Raw genomic sequence first — 17,723 nt, forward strand, 5'->3', positions numbered from 1 at the left:
CCGTTTGTTTAAAAGGGTCAGCTATAGATTATTGAGCTATCGCACTTATTTGGTTGAAGAAGGTAGAGTGATTTATCTCTAATTTCCCATCAATCCAATATCATAAAGAATAAACTGGAGTGTTGTAAAAAGAACGATAGACAAAGCATATAGTACAGTTCCTTCAACTAAAAATGGTAGCATTACAGCTAAAGTAACGCTAAAGGTAAACTTTAAACTTGTTCTTTTTTTCTTTGCTTTTTCTGCTGCACTAAAACTTGCAAAACTTATTATTAGTAAGATAAAAATTATCAAATATGAAAACAAAAAATTCTCTCCTTTAATGCTTAGTTAAAAATAGTTTTCTTACAACAAGAAGGGATTAATTTTATTGAACAATCCTCCCCGTTAGTGACATAAGTAAAAGTTCTACTTAATCTTTTCCTGTATCAGTTGAATAACTTCTTTATAATAAGAAACGTGATGTGGTACGTGTTTATCTATGTTTACATTTTCTTTAATAATAAGCTTATTACCATCCTTATTTATTTCAAACCCATTGATTTCTATTTCCTCTCTATCACCAAACCAAAGTTGAGTAAAGTCGGTAAATATTGCTCTAGCTATTCCTGAAACTTCTTCAAGTTGAAGTGTAAAATCATCAAAGGTATTCTTGCTCTTATATAAAAAAACGTTTGCTGATTCTTTATCTATGAAATTTTCTTTCACAACACAATAATCAATTATACCTAACGGAATTAAATCCTCAAAAGCTAAATCTATTCCTATTTCTTCTTTTATTTCCCTTACTCCGTCTTGAACTGTCTCATCAGCTAATAAATGTCCAGCAGCAGTAATATCTAATAGGTTAGGGTAGTCTTTTTTATTTTTACTACGAAGTTGTAGATAGATGTAATCTATTCCTTGTTCATTTCTAATAAACCAACAATGAAATGCTTCATGCCAATATCCGTTCTTATGTACATCACTACGTGAAGCAATTCCTATGTGGTTTCTATTATCATCGAAAACCTTTAATTTCTCTTGCTCTCCCATAAAATATCCTCCCATGAATTATCTCTTTTTCTAATTCTCGTCCTTAAATTTAACTGCACAAATAGTAATAGAAGAGAATAGTTCTAATTCAGCAAAAGCTTTCCTTATTCAACTCTTGCTCCGTTAGTGCAATCGAAATCACATTTGCTTATTGAAGGATTTTCCCCGTTACTTCAATATCTTTTATACTCTATTTCAATGTTAACACTAATTCCCTTTTATTTAGGTTAAAAATGTATAAAAGCGTCTCTGCTTATTGCAGAAACGACCCGTTTGTTCAATAAGAAATTCAAGGACTCAGATTTTCATTTTGTTTTCATATATCTCCAGTGCTTTATTATACATGGCTTTATCTATTCCAAATAACTGTGTTACCCAATATTCTATTTCTCCCTTGTTTAATACTTTTTCACTTTTCCCTGTTTGAAAGTGTTGTTTTAAAACATTTTTCTTCAAAGAAGTTGGTACACCATTAATATATCCAAAAATTTGTATCTCTCTAAGTACAGGAGATGTATCCCAATTATTAGAGCTTTGAATTATTGGCTTCATGTCTTGTAAAATAATAGGATTCGGATTTAAAGTTTTGACAGGTCCTGGAGTTCTTATTATTTTTATACCTTCATTGGTGACAGAGTAATCAAATATTTCTCTTTGGTCTTTGACTTTAAAGCTTTCAAACATCGGATACGCTTGAAATAAAGGTGCACAATACCCAACATCAACATAATAAGGTTGGTCAAGTTCTACTCTAAGGCAAATGTGACCTGGCTCCATATAAACGTAATAAACGGTAAAGCCTAGTTGGGTTAATAACCAATGAAGCCCGACCGAATGTGTCCAACACGTTCCACCCATCCCTTTATTTATAACACGTTCAAAATAAATATCGATTGAAGGTAAAAACTGACCAGTTTCTTCTCCATTTTGCCAATCAATAACCTTTGTCAGTGTTTCCCATTTAATTTTCTCTTGATGATTTTTAACTATTTTATTTAGGAATGATAGATTAGTATGTTCTTTTTTTACCGAAAGAAAATTTAATATTTTATTGATTAATTTGTCGTTTACCATAAAAGTTTATCTCCTCACTCATAAGATTTAATAGGTCAGCAACTATAATAAAAGTTCGAAAATAAATAGAACAATAGATATCACAATTAGCATTCATATGAACTCCAAATTTTAAATTCTATTGTCTTATTTTTATGATAAATCAACTGTAGCTTATTGTAGTATTCTCCCCGTTCGACACAGCGGCAGCGACCGTCTGTTCCACTAATGCTCCCGTTTGTTGAAGACCAAGGTTATATTTCATCTTGAAAACCAAGCAAATTATTTCTTGGATAGATAATGTCTTGCATTAACATAAAATATAGTACCAAAGATAAATAAAAGGACTATAACCGAGCTTGCGATAGCTGAATACTCACCTATAAAAATATATTCACTTGTCAAATTAACAAATACCATTACTGCCATAACAACGTACAAACCTTTTAAATATTTCATACTTTTGTTCAAAACCTCCGTTTTCTTTAAATGATACAACATTTAACTAAACTGTTCGTTAGCATCACAACGGAGCAACGGCTTCTTGCACTATTGCATCCGTTTGTTTAAAAGGGTCAGCTATAGATTATTAAGCTATCGCACTTATTTGGTTGAAGAAGGTAGAGTGATTTATCTCTGATTTCCCATCAATCCAACATCATAAAGAATAAACTGGAGTGTTGTAAAAAGAACAATAGACAAAGCATATATTACAATTCCTTCAACTAAAAATGGTAGCATTACAGCTAAAGTAACGCTAAAGGTAAACTTTAAACTTGTTCTTTTTTTCTTTGCTTTCTCTGCTGCACTAAAACTTGCAAAACTTATTATTAGTAAGATAAAAATTATCAAATATATTAGTAAGAGAAAATGAGAATATATTTACTGAAAATAGATTAGTAAACATCACACCAAATATAAGCATTGGTATAAGAAGAACTAAAGAAACAAATCTCGAACGTGGGGAGAGGTCATGTTTTGTTCCGCATTTGCTACATTGAATAATTCTTCTCTGTGGATTGTTAAACCATAGGGATTTATAAACTTTAAGCCAGTTAAATTGGTGGGTACATTTTTTACATTTTGAAAGCTTCATATTTACCTCCTAGAACTTTTCAATTGAATAAGGAAGTCAACAATATCTACACTTGTTATATCGACGCCTCAACCAATGCTCCCGTTTGTTTAAGTACGTCAATTCACAAGATACCTTATTCTAACTTTCTGAAAACCAACGGAGTGCTTTTTGTTCCATCTCACTTACAAATTTCTTTTTTGCTGGACTGTATTCCCTTGTAGTATCGTAACGTTGAGCTAAGTCTTCTTTGAACCGACTGTAATTATCTACTTCTGTAGGATGAGACCTCAGATAATCTCGAAAAATCAAATGCCTTTCAATTTCAGGATTATCAAATTGATAAAAATGTATATGATGAGTTCTGTTAAGCCCGCCTTTTCTAAATAACCTTCTACCTGGAATACCCCAATCTCCAGCTACATCATATCCAAGAGACTCCATTTGGTTATTGAATATATCAACCTTCTTAATGTTTTTGACAATACACATCATATCGATTACAGGCTTTGCTTTCATACCACGAACTGACGTACTCCCAAAATGCTCACACTTTATTATCTCCTCACCAAATATTGCTTTAAGGAACTCCGCCTCAGTCTCAAACATTTGGAACCAAATTTCACTATAATCTGTAAGCCGAATTTTCATTTTGCTGTACTTCCCTTTTTTTAATTTCTATTTATTGGAGTAGATTAGAATTTTATAGACCATCCCCGTTTGTTGAAGAAGGAACAGCAACAGCTTCTTGTGCTAACGCACCCCCTTAGCTCAATAAGTCTAAGGCAATGTCTGAAAGCCTATCTCTTATTACTAACTGAACTTTTCTTGCTTTTTCATTTATGTTTTTTAATTCTTCTGTTTGTATTTCCCAAGATAATTTTGTTTCTTGTTCTAATTTTTTTACTTGTTCCTCAATTAAAAGCGAATGCTTTTCATATATCTTTAAAGCAACTTTTTCATCGTTAAATTCCTCTGGTAATCTATAATTTAATCCATTAAACCATTCTTGGAATTCTTTTTTACCATATTTATTAAACCTGTTTTCTAAAACATACATTATTTCTTCAACAAATTCCTTATGAGCTCCTATTTCATACATCTTGTTTTGGATGTTATCCAAAGTAATATTTACTAGTGCATTTCTATCCCTAAAACCAAATATTTTCAATAGTTTCTTAATCATTGTTTCCCCGCCTAATAACCATTTTTCTTAAACTTTTCCCGTTAGCGCCATAACGAAAGCGAAGGTTACAACTAAAGCTCTCCGTTACTTTAAGTGTAAAGCCTCACAAAGTCACTAACCTTCTCTGTCGGTCAATTTTATGCCAATCCAAATCAAGGCACCTACGATGAGTCCATAATTTAATTGTGTTACCGTATCGGTACCAGCAACGTCACTTAATGTTAGTGTAATTATCATATATATTACAGCAAAAATTATAGTGAAACCGAAAGTATATAGCATTGTTTCTCCCCCTTTATAATTATTAAATTCTTCACCCCATTTGTTGAACATAAGTAGAAAGAGCCTCTTGAACTATCGCTCTCCGTTTGTTTAATACGAATTCACTCAAATCAATATAAAATTGTTCCAATGTTGTCTAAAAAGTTATGTTCAAGAAAATCTCTTGTATAACCATCCATTTCTGTGACTATATCTACCCAGTATTCGGATATTACTGCTTCATCTTTATAAGTATCAAAATAAACATCTGGATTAAGTCTACCGTTATCTGAAACACCAACAACGTTTTCAACGATAGTAGTTAACCATAGTTCATTTAATTCTCGAATCTTTTTTATTTTTTCAATTTCATTTTGCTCGACTTCAAATTTACTTGTGTATGTTAATTCGTAAGGAAAGTGAGATTCTCTAATATCTTTATCAAATCCTTCTTCTTTTGCAATATCCCAGATTAAAAGATAAAAGAAATTTGCGATATTAGTAGAATTGTTAGCTGGTAAATTATTGACAGAATCTCTATCTAATCTCTTTAAAGCAATAGCAAACTGTTGATAGTCCTGAGTAATCCTAACAATAGAATAATTATTATCATAAAGCGTTTCTACTTGTCCCAATGATATAGTTTTCGAACTAATAATCTCGTTATAAATCTGTTGGTTTGCCGTTATAGAAGATATGAGTGTAGAGATGTTATTAGCTATTTGTAATGATAAGTAATTCTCATATCTTTGCTTATCTAAATATTGATTAACTCCCCAAATACTAATTATAATTATAACTACTAATAAGAATACTCCTGCTACTTTTTGTTTCATTAGTACACCACTTTTCAGTAAAATTAAATACGCTAAATTGCAAATCCTTTTTCATCCAACCGCCCCAATAGAGCACCACAAAGGAAACGCCAGCTTATGATGCTAGCGCAGAATTTAGTTTAAGTGTAAACCATCACAATTTTGTTATGTTAGTCAATTAAAATTTCGACTTCAACTGCTTCAATTGAAGAACCCCACTTATTATGAGGAGTTATCCAAACCCCTAATTTTTGATAATTGGTAGTGCTATCCCCAGCAGGTTGAGAGTAGGATGATAATTCGGAAGGAGAAATTAATGTTTTTTTATTCTGACTTTTAATATAAATTTTTGTCCTTTCGCTTAAATCAATGTATCCAAACCCTTCATAATCATCTGGAAATGTAGCAATGTATTCATTAAAAACAGGTTCAGTTGGATTAAATTCATCCATAGTTAACGTGTAAGTGATTCCATCCATTTTGTTCACTGGTTCATTTCTTTGGTCTACAATAGTAATTAACTTACCTGTATGATAGTAAAGAACTTCTTCTAGTTCACCATTTTCCTGTATATGACAAGCGAATAAAAATAGTATCAATATCATTAAACAGTATTTTGTCTTTCTGAATTTTTTTAACTCAACCATCGTCGGTTCCTCCAGTTTTTTCTAAAATATTAACACAAAGGAACGTATATTCGCAATTCTCTATAATTAAGTCTCTAGGTGAAAAGAACTGTTAAAAGACCCAGTTGTCTTCTTGAACTCTCCTCCCCTTCAGTTTAACATTATTTTCCAAATAAATGTTTAACCAAAGGGGATATTTATTCATTTTATCAGAAGTATTTGCGGTATAATTCTCTCCGCATTGCACCACTAAGTTGTGCATAAATCTTTGTTGTCTCACTTTTTTAATGTCCTAATAGATTCTGTATTACTTCTAATGGAGCACCATTATTCAACATATGAGTGGCATAGCTATGTCTATGTTGGTGAGGATGAATGCTTTTATTTATTCCAGCTCTACTGGATATACGTTTTATTACATACCTCATCTGTGCAATACTCAAGCGGCGAGGGGGGTCTCTCCGTTACAAATAATGCCCTATTGGTATCCATTCGTTCTTCCGAGTACCTTTTTTAGCCATATCTCACAACGAATATTAAAATACACTTCCCGTTCTTTACCTCCTTTTCCTCTTGCAATGATCGACGACTTTCTAAGCTGATACTTTCTTTATCTAGTAATACAATTTCTCCGAATCGACAACCTGTTGATTACCAATTTAGATTAAATTACTACTTAATTTCTTCTCATAACAAATGCATTCATGTACACGATTAAACTTCTCTTTTATTAAGTCTTTGTCTTTACCTAAATAATGAGCGAATGCTTGTATTGGTACCAAATCATGTGCAGAGCTGGTTAACGTACCTTTGAATTCATCACCAGTTTCAATAAATACATGTAAATAAGAATCTTCCTTAGAAAAACCATTTTTTTCATACCATTTATTTACCCAAATATCATCCCTGGTCCATGCCTCTAAGCGATTCAGTCCTACGTCCGTAGCTATTTTCTCAGCTTCTGTCAAAAGAAGATTACCTATCCCTTTTCTTTGGTAATCTGGGTGAACTGCAATATGCCATATCATTCCACCAAGACCGTCTCCTCTTGAACAAACAGTCCGTTCTTTAACCTCATATTCAACATCAATCAAACCTACTACTTGACCATCTACAACTGCAACTAACTCAATTGAAGGGTTTTTGAACTTCTCTTTTTCTCTTATCACATTATCAAAATATGCTGTATCCAAAAATGATAGTAACCTGCATCGTACCCATCCAATTTCATCTTGTGAATTATATTGTCTAATTTCCATTATATTAATCTCCTTTTATATAAGAATCAGTTATTCGTGTTAGGAATGGATTATTAATAAATAAAGACCTTCGTAACTAAACGAAGGTCTCACTCATTTGAAAAGAACACTTTTCGTAAATATAAAATTCACCTATTTTTCGAGGGGAAAGAACCTTCATTATAGTTTTTAAATTTTGTCATACGAATCCCCTCCTCACTACCATTAATTTCCTAACAAAAATAATTATAGCAATTTTCAGTGAATTATACAATACTGTTAATTCATTATGTGTCTTTTATATGTCTTATGTATCTCTTTATGGAGAATACGAAGGTTGTTAAAGTTGTCATCTCCTCCAAGATGTACAGGGGTGTAGTGGTGACAGTTCACCTCAATAGCGGTTAGAAACATTCCTGAAATTTCACATTCACCTCATGGCGCACGGAGAAGAATTGACGAGGTAGTCTGAAATTTGCTGTATAGATATCCATTTTAATTAATCTTTTACTAACAATGAATTTTTTCTATTTGCAGCTATACGTGGATTTACTAGCTATTTTGATCAAACTTTATTTTCTACACGTTGCTCTTCTTCGAAGTTTCCGGAAATTCCAGCACACTGCTTGGTTGGTGTTTCCATAATATCCTTTGAAACATTATCCCAATAGCACCTAATAGCACATTCGTGATTCCTATAGTTATAAAAATGATGCTCGGCCCTATACTTTCAACAAGTATCCCTCCAAATAATGGTCCAATTACTACACAAAAACTTGCTATGGAATTACTTATTCCTGATACACGCCCGATATTATTTTTAACCGTGTGCCTTTGCATAATATATTGAAAACCCACAGTATATAAACCTACACCAACTCCGAGGATAATCCCATATATTATTACAATCCAGCTTGAAAATCCGACTTGTAATAACCCCATCCCACCATAGCCTACACCAAGACAAATTAAACTGCCCCCCATTAACCATCCATACCCGTATAAAATTTCAAAGCGGTTTAAAATCATTATCATCAAAACTGCTCCGAACCCTGAAGCAGCTGCAAGCCAACCTATCATTTCTGGACGATTCGGGGCGATTTCCCGCAGCAATATAATTGCTTGAATATCGACCATACTCATCACAAGTAATGCCATAAAGAAAAAACCAAAACCAGCCAAAAGTATCCGACTCTGAAAAACTGATTTCCATCCATCTTTCCAGGATTTCCAGAATCCCTCTTTTTTTTCAACATTAGCTTCATGCGACAGGTCTTCTGCAACAGCTTTATATTTTATGTTTTTCTGTACTATAATACTCAAAAGGATAAGAGTTGAAAGGAAGAAAGCAATTGCATTAATAAGTATACATAATTGAGGTGAAAATGCACTGGCCAAAATTCCACCAACAAACGGTGCGATAATTTTAGAAATTTGCATAACTATCCCGTTAAGAGAAATTGCTTTTAAGATTTGTACCTCCGATACAACTTCCTTTATCAGCCCTTGTTGAGCAGGAAAATGAACCACATTTACTATTGATCGAAGAGTGATAATTAATAAAGCAATCCATGGACTTGCTATTAATAATAGAAATAAAGTAAGTACAGCGGTAAGTAAATCTGAATACATCATTATCTTTACTTTATTTACTCTATCGGTTAAGACACCAGAAAACTGACTTAGCAAAGCTTGAGGTAATGCCATAGCTACAGGTATCAACGCAATCAATACGGGATCAACTTTCCAAATATACCCAAATAAAATCATAAGAGCAATCGTATCAAAATAATTCCCCATCATCGATACCGTATAAGAGGCAAACAATCTCATAAAGATTCCATTTTTCCAAATTGAAGGTTGTTTTGCAGTGATTTCAGTCATTTTTCAATTCCCCCATATGAATAGGTAGTAAAAGTCCTTTTTATGACTTTATTTAACTATAATTATAGGGGTGCTATGTCATAGGAGTATCAGAGGGAGAAATTTGTTTATTTTTTTATTATCAACGAACCGCTAATGAGTAGACTTATTCCTGAGTAGCAATTAAGTTATTTATCGTGTGTCGACAGACAACGTAAATCGCGCCTCCTAAAGAAGCGATTTCATTAAAAACAAGGATACATATTGTTGTTAATTTAACTCTCTCCCCCCACTTGTTCCTCCAGGATTATTTTTATACTTTTAATAAGTGTTGTAAATTGATACTCTTTATTCAGTGATTTCCATTTTTCGTAAATATCCTGGTGAGTAAGATCGTCCTTAACATCTTCCGCAAGTAAAAACATACAAATATCTATAGCAGTAAATATATGAGATTTGTACTTTGTTTTTTTTATTGTTTCAAATCCCTTTTCAATATCTGCACGGCCATCTTTCTCCCGTCCACTCTGGATACCAAATAGACCTTTTATTACTGTATAAATCCCTAACTCACGCTGATAGGGTTTTTCAGAAAAAAACATATCTAGCTTGACGATTATATCTTGAACCTTTTTGTTTTCCCTTAAACACATAGCTTTAATTAAACTAATTATTAAATAAGAAGGATAAAGATCATTACTTTGTTCAGTTATCTCGGGGGAGTTCTTTTCAATTTTTGTCATTTGTTCCTTAGCAAGTGCGAACTCTCTAGAAAATACATAAGCATAGAGCAACGTAATGTTTTCAACTTCATATATAACATGATCAGGAAAAAGTTTCTTTTCCAACCCATTTTTAATATAAACGATCGTTTGGCGATAGTCTTTTGAGATAACCGAAAATAAATATATAAGAAATAATAATTTGCTAGACATTTGGTGTTTATAATCTTGAACAAACCACCAAAAATCACCTTTCATAAAATAAATTAACGGATTATAATCTACCGGCATATTAATATTTAAAGCTTTTTGGTTAACCAACGCATTTATTGCTTCTCCCGATCCATAAAGATTATACTTATTAAAAAGTTTCTCTATTAAAATATGGAATTCTTTATCATAGGCTACCGGAGCTGTTTCTACCCGTATTTCCTTTTTGGAAAGTTGATAACCAAATCCCTTAACTGTATCTATTGAAATAAGGTTATCCCAATCCTTTAACTTCTTTCTTAGCCGGTATATGTGGTCATCAATAGTTCGATCAGAAGGCGTTTCCAATTTCCAAACTTCATCTAATAAGTGGGATCGCGTGAAAGGTTGGTTTGCATTTTCAAAAAGATACTTTAACAAGTAATATTCTTTTCTCAAAAGATAAACTATCTCACCATTATAATCAACACAGTAATCTTTTAAGATGAAATGTAAGGACATTCAGCACCACCCTTTTTCAATGTATTGTGTAATCTGATGCCTCAATATTGTCATATATTTCACAAATTAACAACCTGCACTCTCAGCTCTCTGAAAGGTATATAGCAGTCCGTAAAAAAATATTCATCTAATAGGTTAAAAGCCCTAACTACAAATTCTCTTTCCGCTTTTCCGAAAAGATTTTCCTATATCTTATATCAATTCATTCGTAACATCAGCGTTTTTCCAATCTAATAGATATTGATACCTGTATTATGAATTAAGGATGGAAATATTTATTTTGACCTACTTTAATAGTGGTGTGGACCACTTTCATTTCATGTATATTTAACCATAAAACACATATATAGCAATAAAAAATCACATGTGATTTCTGCTTTTGAAATCGCATGTGATTTTGCTTGTGATTGGCTTGTTTAAACCTTTGAAGTAAACCCGTTAGAATGCTCATCTTCCCTTTTTTATCCTATTCGCTTCAAATCTAATTTTACTTAAGAATATATTTGTCCTATTGAAGAAACGGGATCTTAGTTTTTAATAAGAATAAATGGATTTGAATTGCCTGCCAATAAAATTAGCTGATACGGGGGGAAGTTCTAATTCCCTTGACCAAATAGAGAGTTGACCAATGTGATGTATCTCATGAGCGATGATATGATGTAATATTTCATCAACAGTATAATTATCTTCATCCCAAGAGACACTCACAACTTTATCTTTTGGTTCATCTCCATTTCTTTTGAGAAATTCTACTATTTCATTTCGGAAGCTATCTGAAAGGGATTTAACCTTCTCAGGCGTATTGTAATCTGCAAATTCAACTACTACGTCTTTTTTGCCTTGAATACCACGAATCCAACTATATTCCACATCAATAATGTGGAAAAGGGTAGATAAGATACTTCCTGCTCCCCCAGTTCTACTTTTTAACAACTCTTCATTCGATAGTTGATTACACCATTCCAACCATTCTTCTCTTACTTTCCAGTTATATTCAAAAAACTTTTCCAAATTAATGCTCCTACCATATTATTGTCTTATATCAAAGGAATCTCCGATAACTTTCCGTTCACTTCATACAACAAAAACATCTATGTGAAATGCCTTATTCAACAATTATTCTAGGCACTGGTTTCTTTAAAGAGGTTCATTCAGCAATAAGTTCTACTTTTGGCGTTTTACCGTAATGGTTTTCTACACCAAAGATTTCAACGTATACAACTTCTGATACTTCATCTTGGTCAACCTCTACTATAATCGTTCTTGGCGTTAGATCATCTGTACAATCCCCTCTTTTGGATTGCTCATCTAAATGGACGATCATAGTTGTTTTATCTGCATTTAGCTCTACTGCTTTAAATTGGAACGGGCACGATCCAGATTCCGTTAACCCTAAGAAAAATGTAACTTTACTAGTCCAATCTATTTCTTTTGGATTATCTTGTAGCCCAAACTCATTCCAAGTCGTATTAAATTCATCTTGATTGTTAACTTTTTTAACCATTACCCTTTCATCTGATTGTTCATAAAAATCGTCAGGAACTGTTTTTACACTTTCTATTACGTCACTCGATATAATAAGTGCCTTATCTCCTTCTGTACTATTACATCCAACCAATAGGACTACTAAAAACAGAATCATTATAAATGATTTCCACCTCACTATAATCCCCCCTTTAATGGCAATACGCTCCCGTTTCCACCTTAGTGCAAAAGCTGTTTTGTGCTATAGCCTCGTCTTAAAGGAAACTGTGGACCGACACTGTCTCATTTCGATAAAAAGCTTTTTGGCATCAAAACTGCTACGACTTCACCTTTTGCACAAAGGACATCTTCTGCGAAAACTTCCACGTCCACCTTCCATTTCTTTGGATGGATTTCTTCCAGTGTCCCCACTGCCCTCAAAGGGACACCATGTGGAGTTGGCTTGAGGAACTCCGTTTTCAAGGAAGCCGTTACAAACTTTGGAGCATCGGTTCCATCTCCAATCCTATTGCCATTTTTTTCGTGCAAGGCAAGGGCTGCTGAACCTGTCCCATGACAATCAATCAGCGATGCTATTAAACCGCCATAAACAAATCCTGGAATCGCCGTGTGCTCCGGCCGTGGTGTATAGACGGTAATGGTTTGCTCTCCAGCCCAGCCCGTCCGAAATTGAAGGCCATCTTTATTCAATCTGCCGCATCCATAACACCACGCAAATTCGTCTGGATACACATCCTGTATCGCACTTTCTATCTTATCCACTTTGTTTATCATTCTGCATTCCCATCCTTTTTTGTGATTTATTTTCTTTTATATGATTCGAATGTTTAGTGGTTTCCCTATTACTAATTATTCGATGAAGACTGTCACAAACCTTTTTTCCTTCCATATAAACATCGTTAATCAAGGCGCTTTGGCCACGGTGACATTTTTGTGTACAGTGGCAAATGATGCATTGAACCTAATTACTTCGACCAAAAACACTGTCGTTTTTCTTCAATTTGCTCAAATGAGTTGTCCCCATTCAAGTGCGTCGTTCCAAACAGACAGGCTCGTTAATTATTGATATAATCATTCTTGGGAACAACTATTATAAGCAATACATAATTAATTTCACTTGATAAATTTTCTACAAAAGGAGCATGAATGATGAGAACAATAAAGCTCGGAACGAGTAGTTTAGAGGTACCTGTTGTAGCAGTAGGTTGTATGCGGATTAATTCCCTGGATAAAAAGGCGGCGGAACATTTCGTACAAACAGCATTGGAAAACGGAGCAAACTTTTTTGACCATGCAGATCTTTATGGGGCCGGAGAATGTGAAGAGATCTTTGCCGAGGCCGTCCACATGAATGAAAGTGTCCGGGAAAAGCTTATTCTGCAATCGAAATGTGGGATTCGTCCAGATAAAGGGATGTTTGATTTCTCGAAGGAACATATTTTAGATTCTGTAGATAACATCTTAAAACGCTTGAAAACAGATTATCTCGATGTATTTCTTCTTCACCGGCCGGATACGTTGATGGAACCGGAGGAAGTGGCAGAAGCCTTCGATATTCTGGAAAGCTCAGGAAAAGTTCGGCATTTCGGTGTTTCCAACCAAAATCCAATGCAAATGGAGCTTTTGAAAAAGTATATGAAACAGCCGATTGTTGCCAACCAGCTTCAATTGAGCATTACGAATACAACGATGATCGATAGTGGCTTTAATGTGAACATGGAAAATGAAGCTGCAGTAAACCGTGATGGGAGTGTGCTCGATTATTGTCGGCTGAAGGATATTACGATCCAGCCTTGGTCACCTTTTCAGTATGGGTTTTTTGAAGGGGTATTTCTTGGAAATGATAAGTTCCCGGAGTTAAATCAAAAGATTGATGAGATTGCTGCCAACTATGGGGTATCGAACACAACGATCGCCATCGCTTGGCTTTTACGCCACCCTGCCAATATGCAGCCGGTCATTGGAACGATGAACGAAGCCCGTTTAGCGGACTGCATCAAAGCTGGTGATATCCGCCTCACACGTGAAGAATGGTACAGTATTTACCGTGCAGCGGGTAATATTTTGCCATAACATATTTGAATATTGGTCTGGATTTAACTTTTGCCTCCGTTGCATTTCTGTAACGGAGGTTTTTTCACAGAATTGTCAGGGACCTGGTCCCCGAATATTAGTTCGGGGACCAGGTCCCTGACAATTTCTTATTTAGTTGGGATTCTTCCACGTGTTCCTCAAAGGGTTCCTCTTTCGCTGACGTTAAAAATAGATATGCCTCCGCCGTCGCATTTTTCGCCTCAAGAGAAGTAGCAGCACTAAAATGATAAGTCCAACAAATGAACCTCCCAGTATATAAAAGGGATTGGGGGTGAACGTGAACGTCGGTAGCACTTTACTTAAATCCAGTTCTACAGTTGTATCAATGCCCGAAAGCATAGACGGAGAATCCTGTGACTTTTGTTCTTCTATTTGCCTCTCTTTTACGATTTCCGTTTCCGTTGCTGTGATCCGTTCCATTTCCGGTTGTGCCGTCGCTGGAATGGCTGGTTCACGCACTTCTGAAAAAATCTTTTCTTGTAAAACTAACCTGCCGTCTATGTCTCTTTTTATTGCTTCCCGTGCTAATTTGGCCAGTTTTTTTTGTCCAAATTCATTTGGATGTATGTCACCTTCGAATATGTACTCATCTTGTTTTCCTGAAAACGCAGTATGAACGTCCACAACCGCAACCTGATCCAGTTGGGAATGGTAGTTCGAAAAAATATGATCATTAAGATCCTCCACCATATCGTCTATGATGTTGTAGACCAGGTTCCAAAAGAATGTGCCATCAGTTATCACAGGATTATATAGATTATAAAGGATGATTGGTGCTTCCGTGCGCTCCCGTATCGTATTGATAATGTGGGTCAGGTTCTCCGCTAAATCTTGTTGTGCTTTTTGAACATCTGCTTCTATTTGGAACGGATCAATGCTATTCAAGTCTTCGGTCTCTATTAGATCATAAAATTGAATGGCGTAGAGGAGGTCATTGTTACCAATATTAATAGTAACCATATTAGCATGTTGTATAGGGCTCCAAAAAGTCTCGTCATTTTCGAGCACATAGAGCAAATCACTGGATGTCCAACCAGGAACACCTAGGTTTTCCACCTCGAATCGTTCTTCATCAATGAGAAAAGGAAAGGCTTGTTTTTCGGAGTTATCAAGGTTATATCCAGCAGTGATCGAATCTCCCAAGGACACAAGCTTTTTTCTATTTTGTTCTTCGGCTATTACTTCTTTCTCTGACGCCGACAAGTGTACTATGAAAATTAGCAGTGCAAGAATAATAGAGATTCGATTTTTATTCATTGGACAAACCCTCCTTAAACTTCATTTTGTCCTTTCTGAATATTCCTTATTCAATTGATGGAAGGGATTTTTGATTGTTTATCACAAATTTTTGGATGAACGCGTGAGATACTTCACTTGCTCTCTTCACACGTTCATAGGGCTTTCATGAACGCGTCAACTACTCCGGTTATAATCACTTCCAAAGTGCCCCGTAGCGAATATGTTGAAACTGAAAAAGTTTAAAACCACTTTTTCAGTTCCTATGCGAGTAGGTGAAGGAACTAGACAATGCCCGAAGGTGCCAAAACTTATAGATAAATTCTTACCTATTAAAAAATGCCCAGCCAATTAACTAGGTTAATTGGCTGGGCAGGCAATCTGCAAACTTATAGTTTTCATGGCCGAGCATATTTCTTCTTTTTTACACATTGCCCAATTCTATGGTACAGCATGCTCTGCTTCCTACACATTACTCGATTACTCCACTCTAGTTTTCCAGTAGCTTCAATCTCTACCATTTGGCTCCAGCAGGATCTGGGCAGGATTTACTCTTTAAATAAGCTCGGTAGGTGACGATACATCCGGAGTGTTTGCACGTTGTTCCATATTGTAAATCTGGACAATCCATACAGATGGAGAGGCGCTCTTCATACATTGCCTCCTCTACGGTCTTAGAGGGGTCGATCTCAAAATCGATATCACGAACCCCTTCTAGCACACTCGTTCTGCAGCTTTTACATTCCCGGTCCACGGTTCCCTTACTCATAGACTAACCTCACCCTACTTCACAGCTAACACAACAACAGACATTGGAGGCAAAGTGACTTTCATTTCATCGCCTTCAACAGTGAATCCTTCGAATGCCGCTGGTTTCACGTTATCTGGATTTTCAAATGTGTTGTGGGCATTTGTTTCCTCCGCTGTCAAAATGCGACCAGTCACATTAAAGGACTCACCAGAAAGTCCGCGAAGATTCATTGATACACTGGATACACCTTTAGGATTGATGTTACAAAGACTGATATGCTTGACACCAGTTGCATCCTTGGAAGCTGATACGCTGACAGATGATAATTTCTCCCCGTTAAATTCATAGTCTTCCGATTGCACATCAACAGCCAGTTTCGTGGCATCCTGATGAACCTTGAACATTTCAAATACATGATATGTTGGAGTCGTCAGCATTTTTTCCCCTTCGGTCAATACCATGGCTTGAAGCACATTGACGGTCTGGGCGATATTCGCCATTTGGACTCGGTCACTATGGTCATGGAAAATATGGAAGTGAACTCCTGCCACTAAAGCGTCACGAATCGTATTTTGTTGATAAAGGAATCCAGGATTCGTTCCAGGCTCCACATCAAACCAAGTACCCCACTCGTCTATGATCATTCCAACTCGCTTCTCCGGATCATATTTATCCATGATCGTGGAGTGATTCGTAATTAATTCATCCATGTGCAGAGCTCTCTTCATCGTCATAAACCATTCGCTTTCACTAGGATCAAGGGCTGACCCTTTACCTAACCAGAAATCTCCAGGAATGGTATAGTTATGAAGACTTAGTCCATCCATTAATTTGCCCGCTTCTCTCATGAGAACCTCGGTCCAGTTGTAGTCATCAACATTGGCACCGCCAGCAATTTTATATATTTTATTGTCTCCATAGTTTCGGACATACGTTTGATATCGACGGTACAGATCCGCATAATATTCCGGACGCATGTTTCCGCCACAGCCCCAGTTCTCATTCCCCACACCAAAATACGTCAGCTTCCAAGGCGCTTCACGACCGTTTTCCCTTCGCCAATTTGCCATGGGAGATTCGCCGTCCATGGTCAAATATTCCACCCATTCAGACATTTCCTGAACCGTACCGCTCCCAACATTTCCACAAATATACGGCTCTGCACCAAGCATGTCACAAAGCATCATAAATTCATGTGTTCCGAAGTGATTGTTCTCAATAACACCACCCCAGTGAGTATTTACCATTCGTTTGCGGTTTTCCCGAGGCCCAATACCATCTTTCCAGTGATACTCATCAGCAAAGCACCCACCTGGCCAGCGTAAAACTGGGATCTCCAGCTTCTTCAATGCTTCGACAACATCATTCCTGACACCATTTGTATTTGGGATCGGAGAATCTTCCCCTACCCAAAATCCTTCATAAATACAACGGCCTAAATGCTCCGCAAAATGACCATAAATGTTTTTATTAATTTTTCCCTGTTCCAGATCCGTATTAATTACCACTTTGTTCGTCATTACTTGTAAATCCTCCCTTTGAAAAATAATTTGTGACCATTTTCACCTTCAT

19 protein-coding genes and 1 pseudogene are annotated in these 17,723 nt (G+C 35.6%); 1 reads left to right on the forward strand and 19 read right to left on the reverse strand.

Features of this window, described 5'->3' with window-relative positions:
- Positions 1-78: 78 nt before the first annotated feature.
- The 16 genes and pseudogenes from KS419_RS17625 to KS419_RS17700 form a co-directional block, all read right to left on the reverse strand.
- A complete protein-coding gene (locus KS419_RS17625; RefSeq protein ID WP_217067704.1) occupies positions 79-306 on the reverse strand; it encodes a hypothetical protein in 228 nt (75 codons plus the stop codon).
- A 102-nt stretch (positions 307-408) separates the two neighbouring features.
- Entirely contained in the window at positions 409-1,035 is a 627-nt protein-coding gene (locus KS419_RS17630) for an NUDIX hydrolase (protein WP_217067705.1), read from the reverse strand.
- Between the two features lie 297 nt (positions 1,036-1,332).
- On the reverse strand, positions 1,333-2,109 hold the full coding sequence (locus KS419_RS17635; RefSeq protein ID WP_217067706.1) for an arylamine N-acetyltransferase: 777 nt from the start codon (positions 2,107-2,109) through the stop codon (positions 1,333-1,335).
- Between the two features lie 787 nt (positions 2,110-2,896).
- The gene (locus KS419_RS25675) at positions 2,897-3,184 is read right to left on the reverse strand and encodes a TIGR04104 family putative zinc finger protein (protein ID WP_217067707.1); all 288 of its coding nucleotides are present in this window, start codon (positions 3,182-3,184) and stop codon (positions 2,897-2,899) included.
- Positions 3,185-3,304: 120 nt separating this feature from the next.
- Entirely contained in the window at positions 3,305-3,814 is a 510-nt protein-coding gene (locus KS419_RS17645) for a GrpB family protein (protein ID WP_217067708.1), read from the reverse strand.
- A gap of 115 nt (positions 3,815-3,929) precedes the next feature.
- On the reverse strand, positions 3,930-4,349 hold the full coding sequence (locus KS419_RS17650; RefSeq protein ID WP_217067709.1) for a hypothetical protein: 420 nt from the start codon (positions 4,347-4,349) through the stop codon (positions 3,930-3,932).
- Positions 4,350-4,463: 114 nt separating this feature from the next.
- Positions 4,464-4,682: a hypothetical protein gene (locus tag KS419_RS17655; protein WP_217067710.1), complete on the reverse strand. Its 219-nt coding sequence runs from the start codon at positions 4,680-4,682 to the stop codon at positions 4,464-4,466.
- A 59-nt stretch (positions 4,683-4,741) separates the two neighbouring features.
- Positions 4,742-5,446: a hypothetical protein gene (locus KS419_RS17660; RefSeq protein WP_217067711.1), complete on the reverse strand. Its 705-nt coding sequence runs from the start codon at positions 5,444-5,446 to the stop codon at positions 4,742-4,744.
- A gap of 149 nt (positions 5,447-5,595) precedes the next feature.
- Entirely contained in the window at positions 5,596-6,072 is a 477-nt protein-coding gene (locus KS419_RS17665) for a hypothetical protein (RefSeq protein ID WP_217067712.1), read from the reverse strand.
- A gap of 188 nt (positions 6,073-6,260) precedes the next feature.
- Positions 6,261-6,702: pseudogene (locus KS419_RS25015) on the reverse strand (tyrosine-type recombinase/integrase); the annotation flags it as partial.
- 8 nt (positions 6,703-6,710) lie between these two features.
- On the reverse strand, positions 6,711-7,310 hold the full coding sequence (locus KS419_RS17675; RefSeq protein WP_217067713.1) for a GNAT family N-acetyltransferase: 600 nt from the start codon (positions 7,308-7,310) through the stop codon (positions 6,711-6,713).
- 558 nt (positions 7,311-7,868) lie between these two features.
- Positions 7,869-9,173 carry an MFS transporter gene (locus KS419_RS17680; RefSeq protein WP_217067714.1) on the reverse strand — a complete coding sequence of 435 codons (1,305 nt, stop codon included), beginning with the start codon at positions 9,171-9,173 and terminating at the stop codon, positions 7,869-7,871.
- A 254-nt stretch (positions 9,174-9,427) separates the two neighbouring features.
- Complete coding sequence (locus KS419_RS17685) at positions 9,428-10,585, reverse strand: winged helix-turn-helix domain-containing protein (RefSeq protein WP_217067715.1); 1,158 nt, start codon at positions 10,583-10,585, stop codon at positions 9,428-9,430.
- 534 nt (positions 10,586-11,119) lie between these two features.
- Entirely contained in the window at positions 11,120-11,596 is a 477-nt protein-coding gene (locus KS419_RS17690; protein WP_217067716.1) for a DinB family protein, read from the reverse strand.
- A 136-nt stretch (positions 11,597-11,732) separates the two neighbouring features.
- Complete coding sequence (locus tag KS419_RS17695; RefSeq protein ID WP_217067717.1) at positions 11,733-12,248, reverse strand: hypothetical protein; 516 nt, start codon at positions 12,246-12,248, stop codon at positions 11,733-11,735.
- 104 nt (positions 12,249-12,352) lie between these two features.
- Positions 12,353-12,844, reverse strand: coding sequence for a PaaI family thioesterase (locus KS419_RS17700; RefSeq protein WP_217067718.1), 492 nt, complete (start codon positions 12,842-12,844; stop codon positions 12,353-12,355).
- A gap of 375 nt (positions 12,845-13,219) precedes the next feature.
- Here KS419_RS17700 and KS419_RS17705 point away from each other — a divergent pair, with 375 nt between their 5' ends.
- Positions 13,220-14,143, forward strand: a complete 924-nt coding sequence (locus KS419_RS17705) for an aldo/keto reductase (protein ID WP_217067719.1) — start codon at positions 13,220-13,222, stop codon at positions 14,141-14,143.
- A gap of 183 nt (positions 14,144-14,326) precedes the next feature.
- Here KS419_RS17705 and KS419_RS17710 read toward each other — a convergent pair whose 3' ends face one another.
- From KS419_RS17710 to KS419_RS17720, 3 genes are all read right to left on the reverse strand, one after another.
- Positions 14,327-15,421, reverse strand: coding sequence for a GDSL-type esterase/lipase family protein (locus tag KS419_RS17710; RefSeq protein WP_217067720.1), 1,095 nt, complete (start codon positions 15,419-15,421; stop codon positions 14,327-14,329).
- Between the two features lie 493 nt (positions 15,422-15,914).
- Complete coding sequence (locus KS419_RS17715) at positions 15,915-16,169, reverse strand: DUF6171 family protein (RefSeq protein ID WP_217067721.1); 255 nt, start codon at positions 16,167-16,169, stop codon at positions 15,915-15,917.
- Positions 16,170-16,183: 14 nt separating this feature from the next.
- Positions 16,184-17,671: an alpha-N-arabinofuranosidase gene (locus tag KS419_RS17720; protein ID WP_217067722.1), complete on the reverse strand. Its 1,488-nt coding sequence runs from the start codon at positions 17,669-17,671 to the stop codon at positions 16,184-16,186.
- Positions 17,672-17,723 lie beyond the last annotated feature (52 nt).

The organism is Evansella tamaricis, assembly GCF_019042215.1.
Taxonomy (GTDB): domain Bacteria; phylum Bacillota; class Bacilli; order Bacillales; family Salisediminibacteriaceae; genus Evansella; species Evansella tamaricis.

Coding starts and splice junctions, on each gene's coding strand:
- KS419_RS17680 (WP_217067714.1), bottom strand. CDS start 9,173: ATGACTGAAATCACTGCAAAACAACCTTCAATTTGGAAAAATGGAATC.
- KS419_RS25675 (WP_217067707.1), bottom strand. CDS start 3,184: ATGAAGCTTTCAAAATGTAAAAAATGTACCCACCAATTTAACTGGCTT.
- KS419_RS17720 (WP_217067722.1), bottom strand. CDS start 17,671: ATGACGAACAAAGTGGTAATTAATACGGATCTGGAACAGGGAAAAATT.
- KS419_RS17635 (WP_217067706.1), bottom strand. CDS start 2,109: ATGGTAAACGACAAATTAATCAATAAAATATTAAATTTTCTTTCGGTA.
- KS419_RS17685 (WP_217067715.1), bottom strand. CDS start 10,585: ATGTCCTTACATTTCATCTTAAAAGATTACTGTGTTGATTATAATGGT.
- KS419_RS17710 (WP_217067720.1), bottom strand. CDS start 15,421: ATGAATAAAAATCGAATCTCTATTATTCTTGCACTGCTAATTTTCATA.
- KS419_RS17675 (WP_217067713.1), bottom strand. CDS start 7,310: ATGGAAATTAGACAATATAATTCACAAGATGAAATTGGATGGGTACGA.
- KS419_RS17650 (WP_217067709.1), bottom strand. CDS start 4,349: ATGATTAAGAAACTATTGAAAATATTTGGTTTTAGGGATAGAAATGCA.
- KS419_RS17665 (WP_217067712.1), bottom strand. CDS start 6,072: ATGGTTGAGTTAAAAAAATTCAGAAAGACAAAATACTGTTTAATGATA.
- KS419_RS17715 (WP_217067721.1), bottom strand. CDS start 16,169: ATGAGTAAGGGAACCGTGGACCGGGAATGTAAAAGCTGCAGAACGAGT.
- KS419_RS17705 (WP_217067719.1), top strand. CDS start 13,220: ATGAGAACAATAAAGCTCGGAACGAGTAGTTTAGAGGTACCTGTTGTA.
- KS419_RS17700 (WP_217067718.1), bottom strand. CDS start 12,844: ATGATAAACAAAGTGGATAAGATAGAAAGTGCGATACAGGATGTGTAT.
- KS419_RS17660 (WP_217067711.1), bottom strand. CDS start 5,446: ATGAAACAAAAAGTAGCAGGAGTATTCTTATTAGTAGTTATAATTATA.
- KS419_RS17630 (WP_217067705.1), bottom strand. CDS start 1,035: ATGGGAGAGCAAGAGAAATTAAAGGTTTTCGATGATAATAGAAACCAC.
- KS419_RS17655 (WP_217067710.1), bottom strand. CDS start 4,682: ATGTTCAACAAATGGGGTGAAGAATTTAATAATTATAAAGGGGGAGAA.
- KS419_RS17645 (WP_217067708.1), bottom strand. CDS start 3,814: ATGAAAATTCGGCTTACAGATTATAGTGAAATTTGGTTCCAAATGTTT.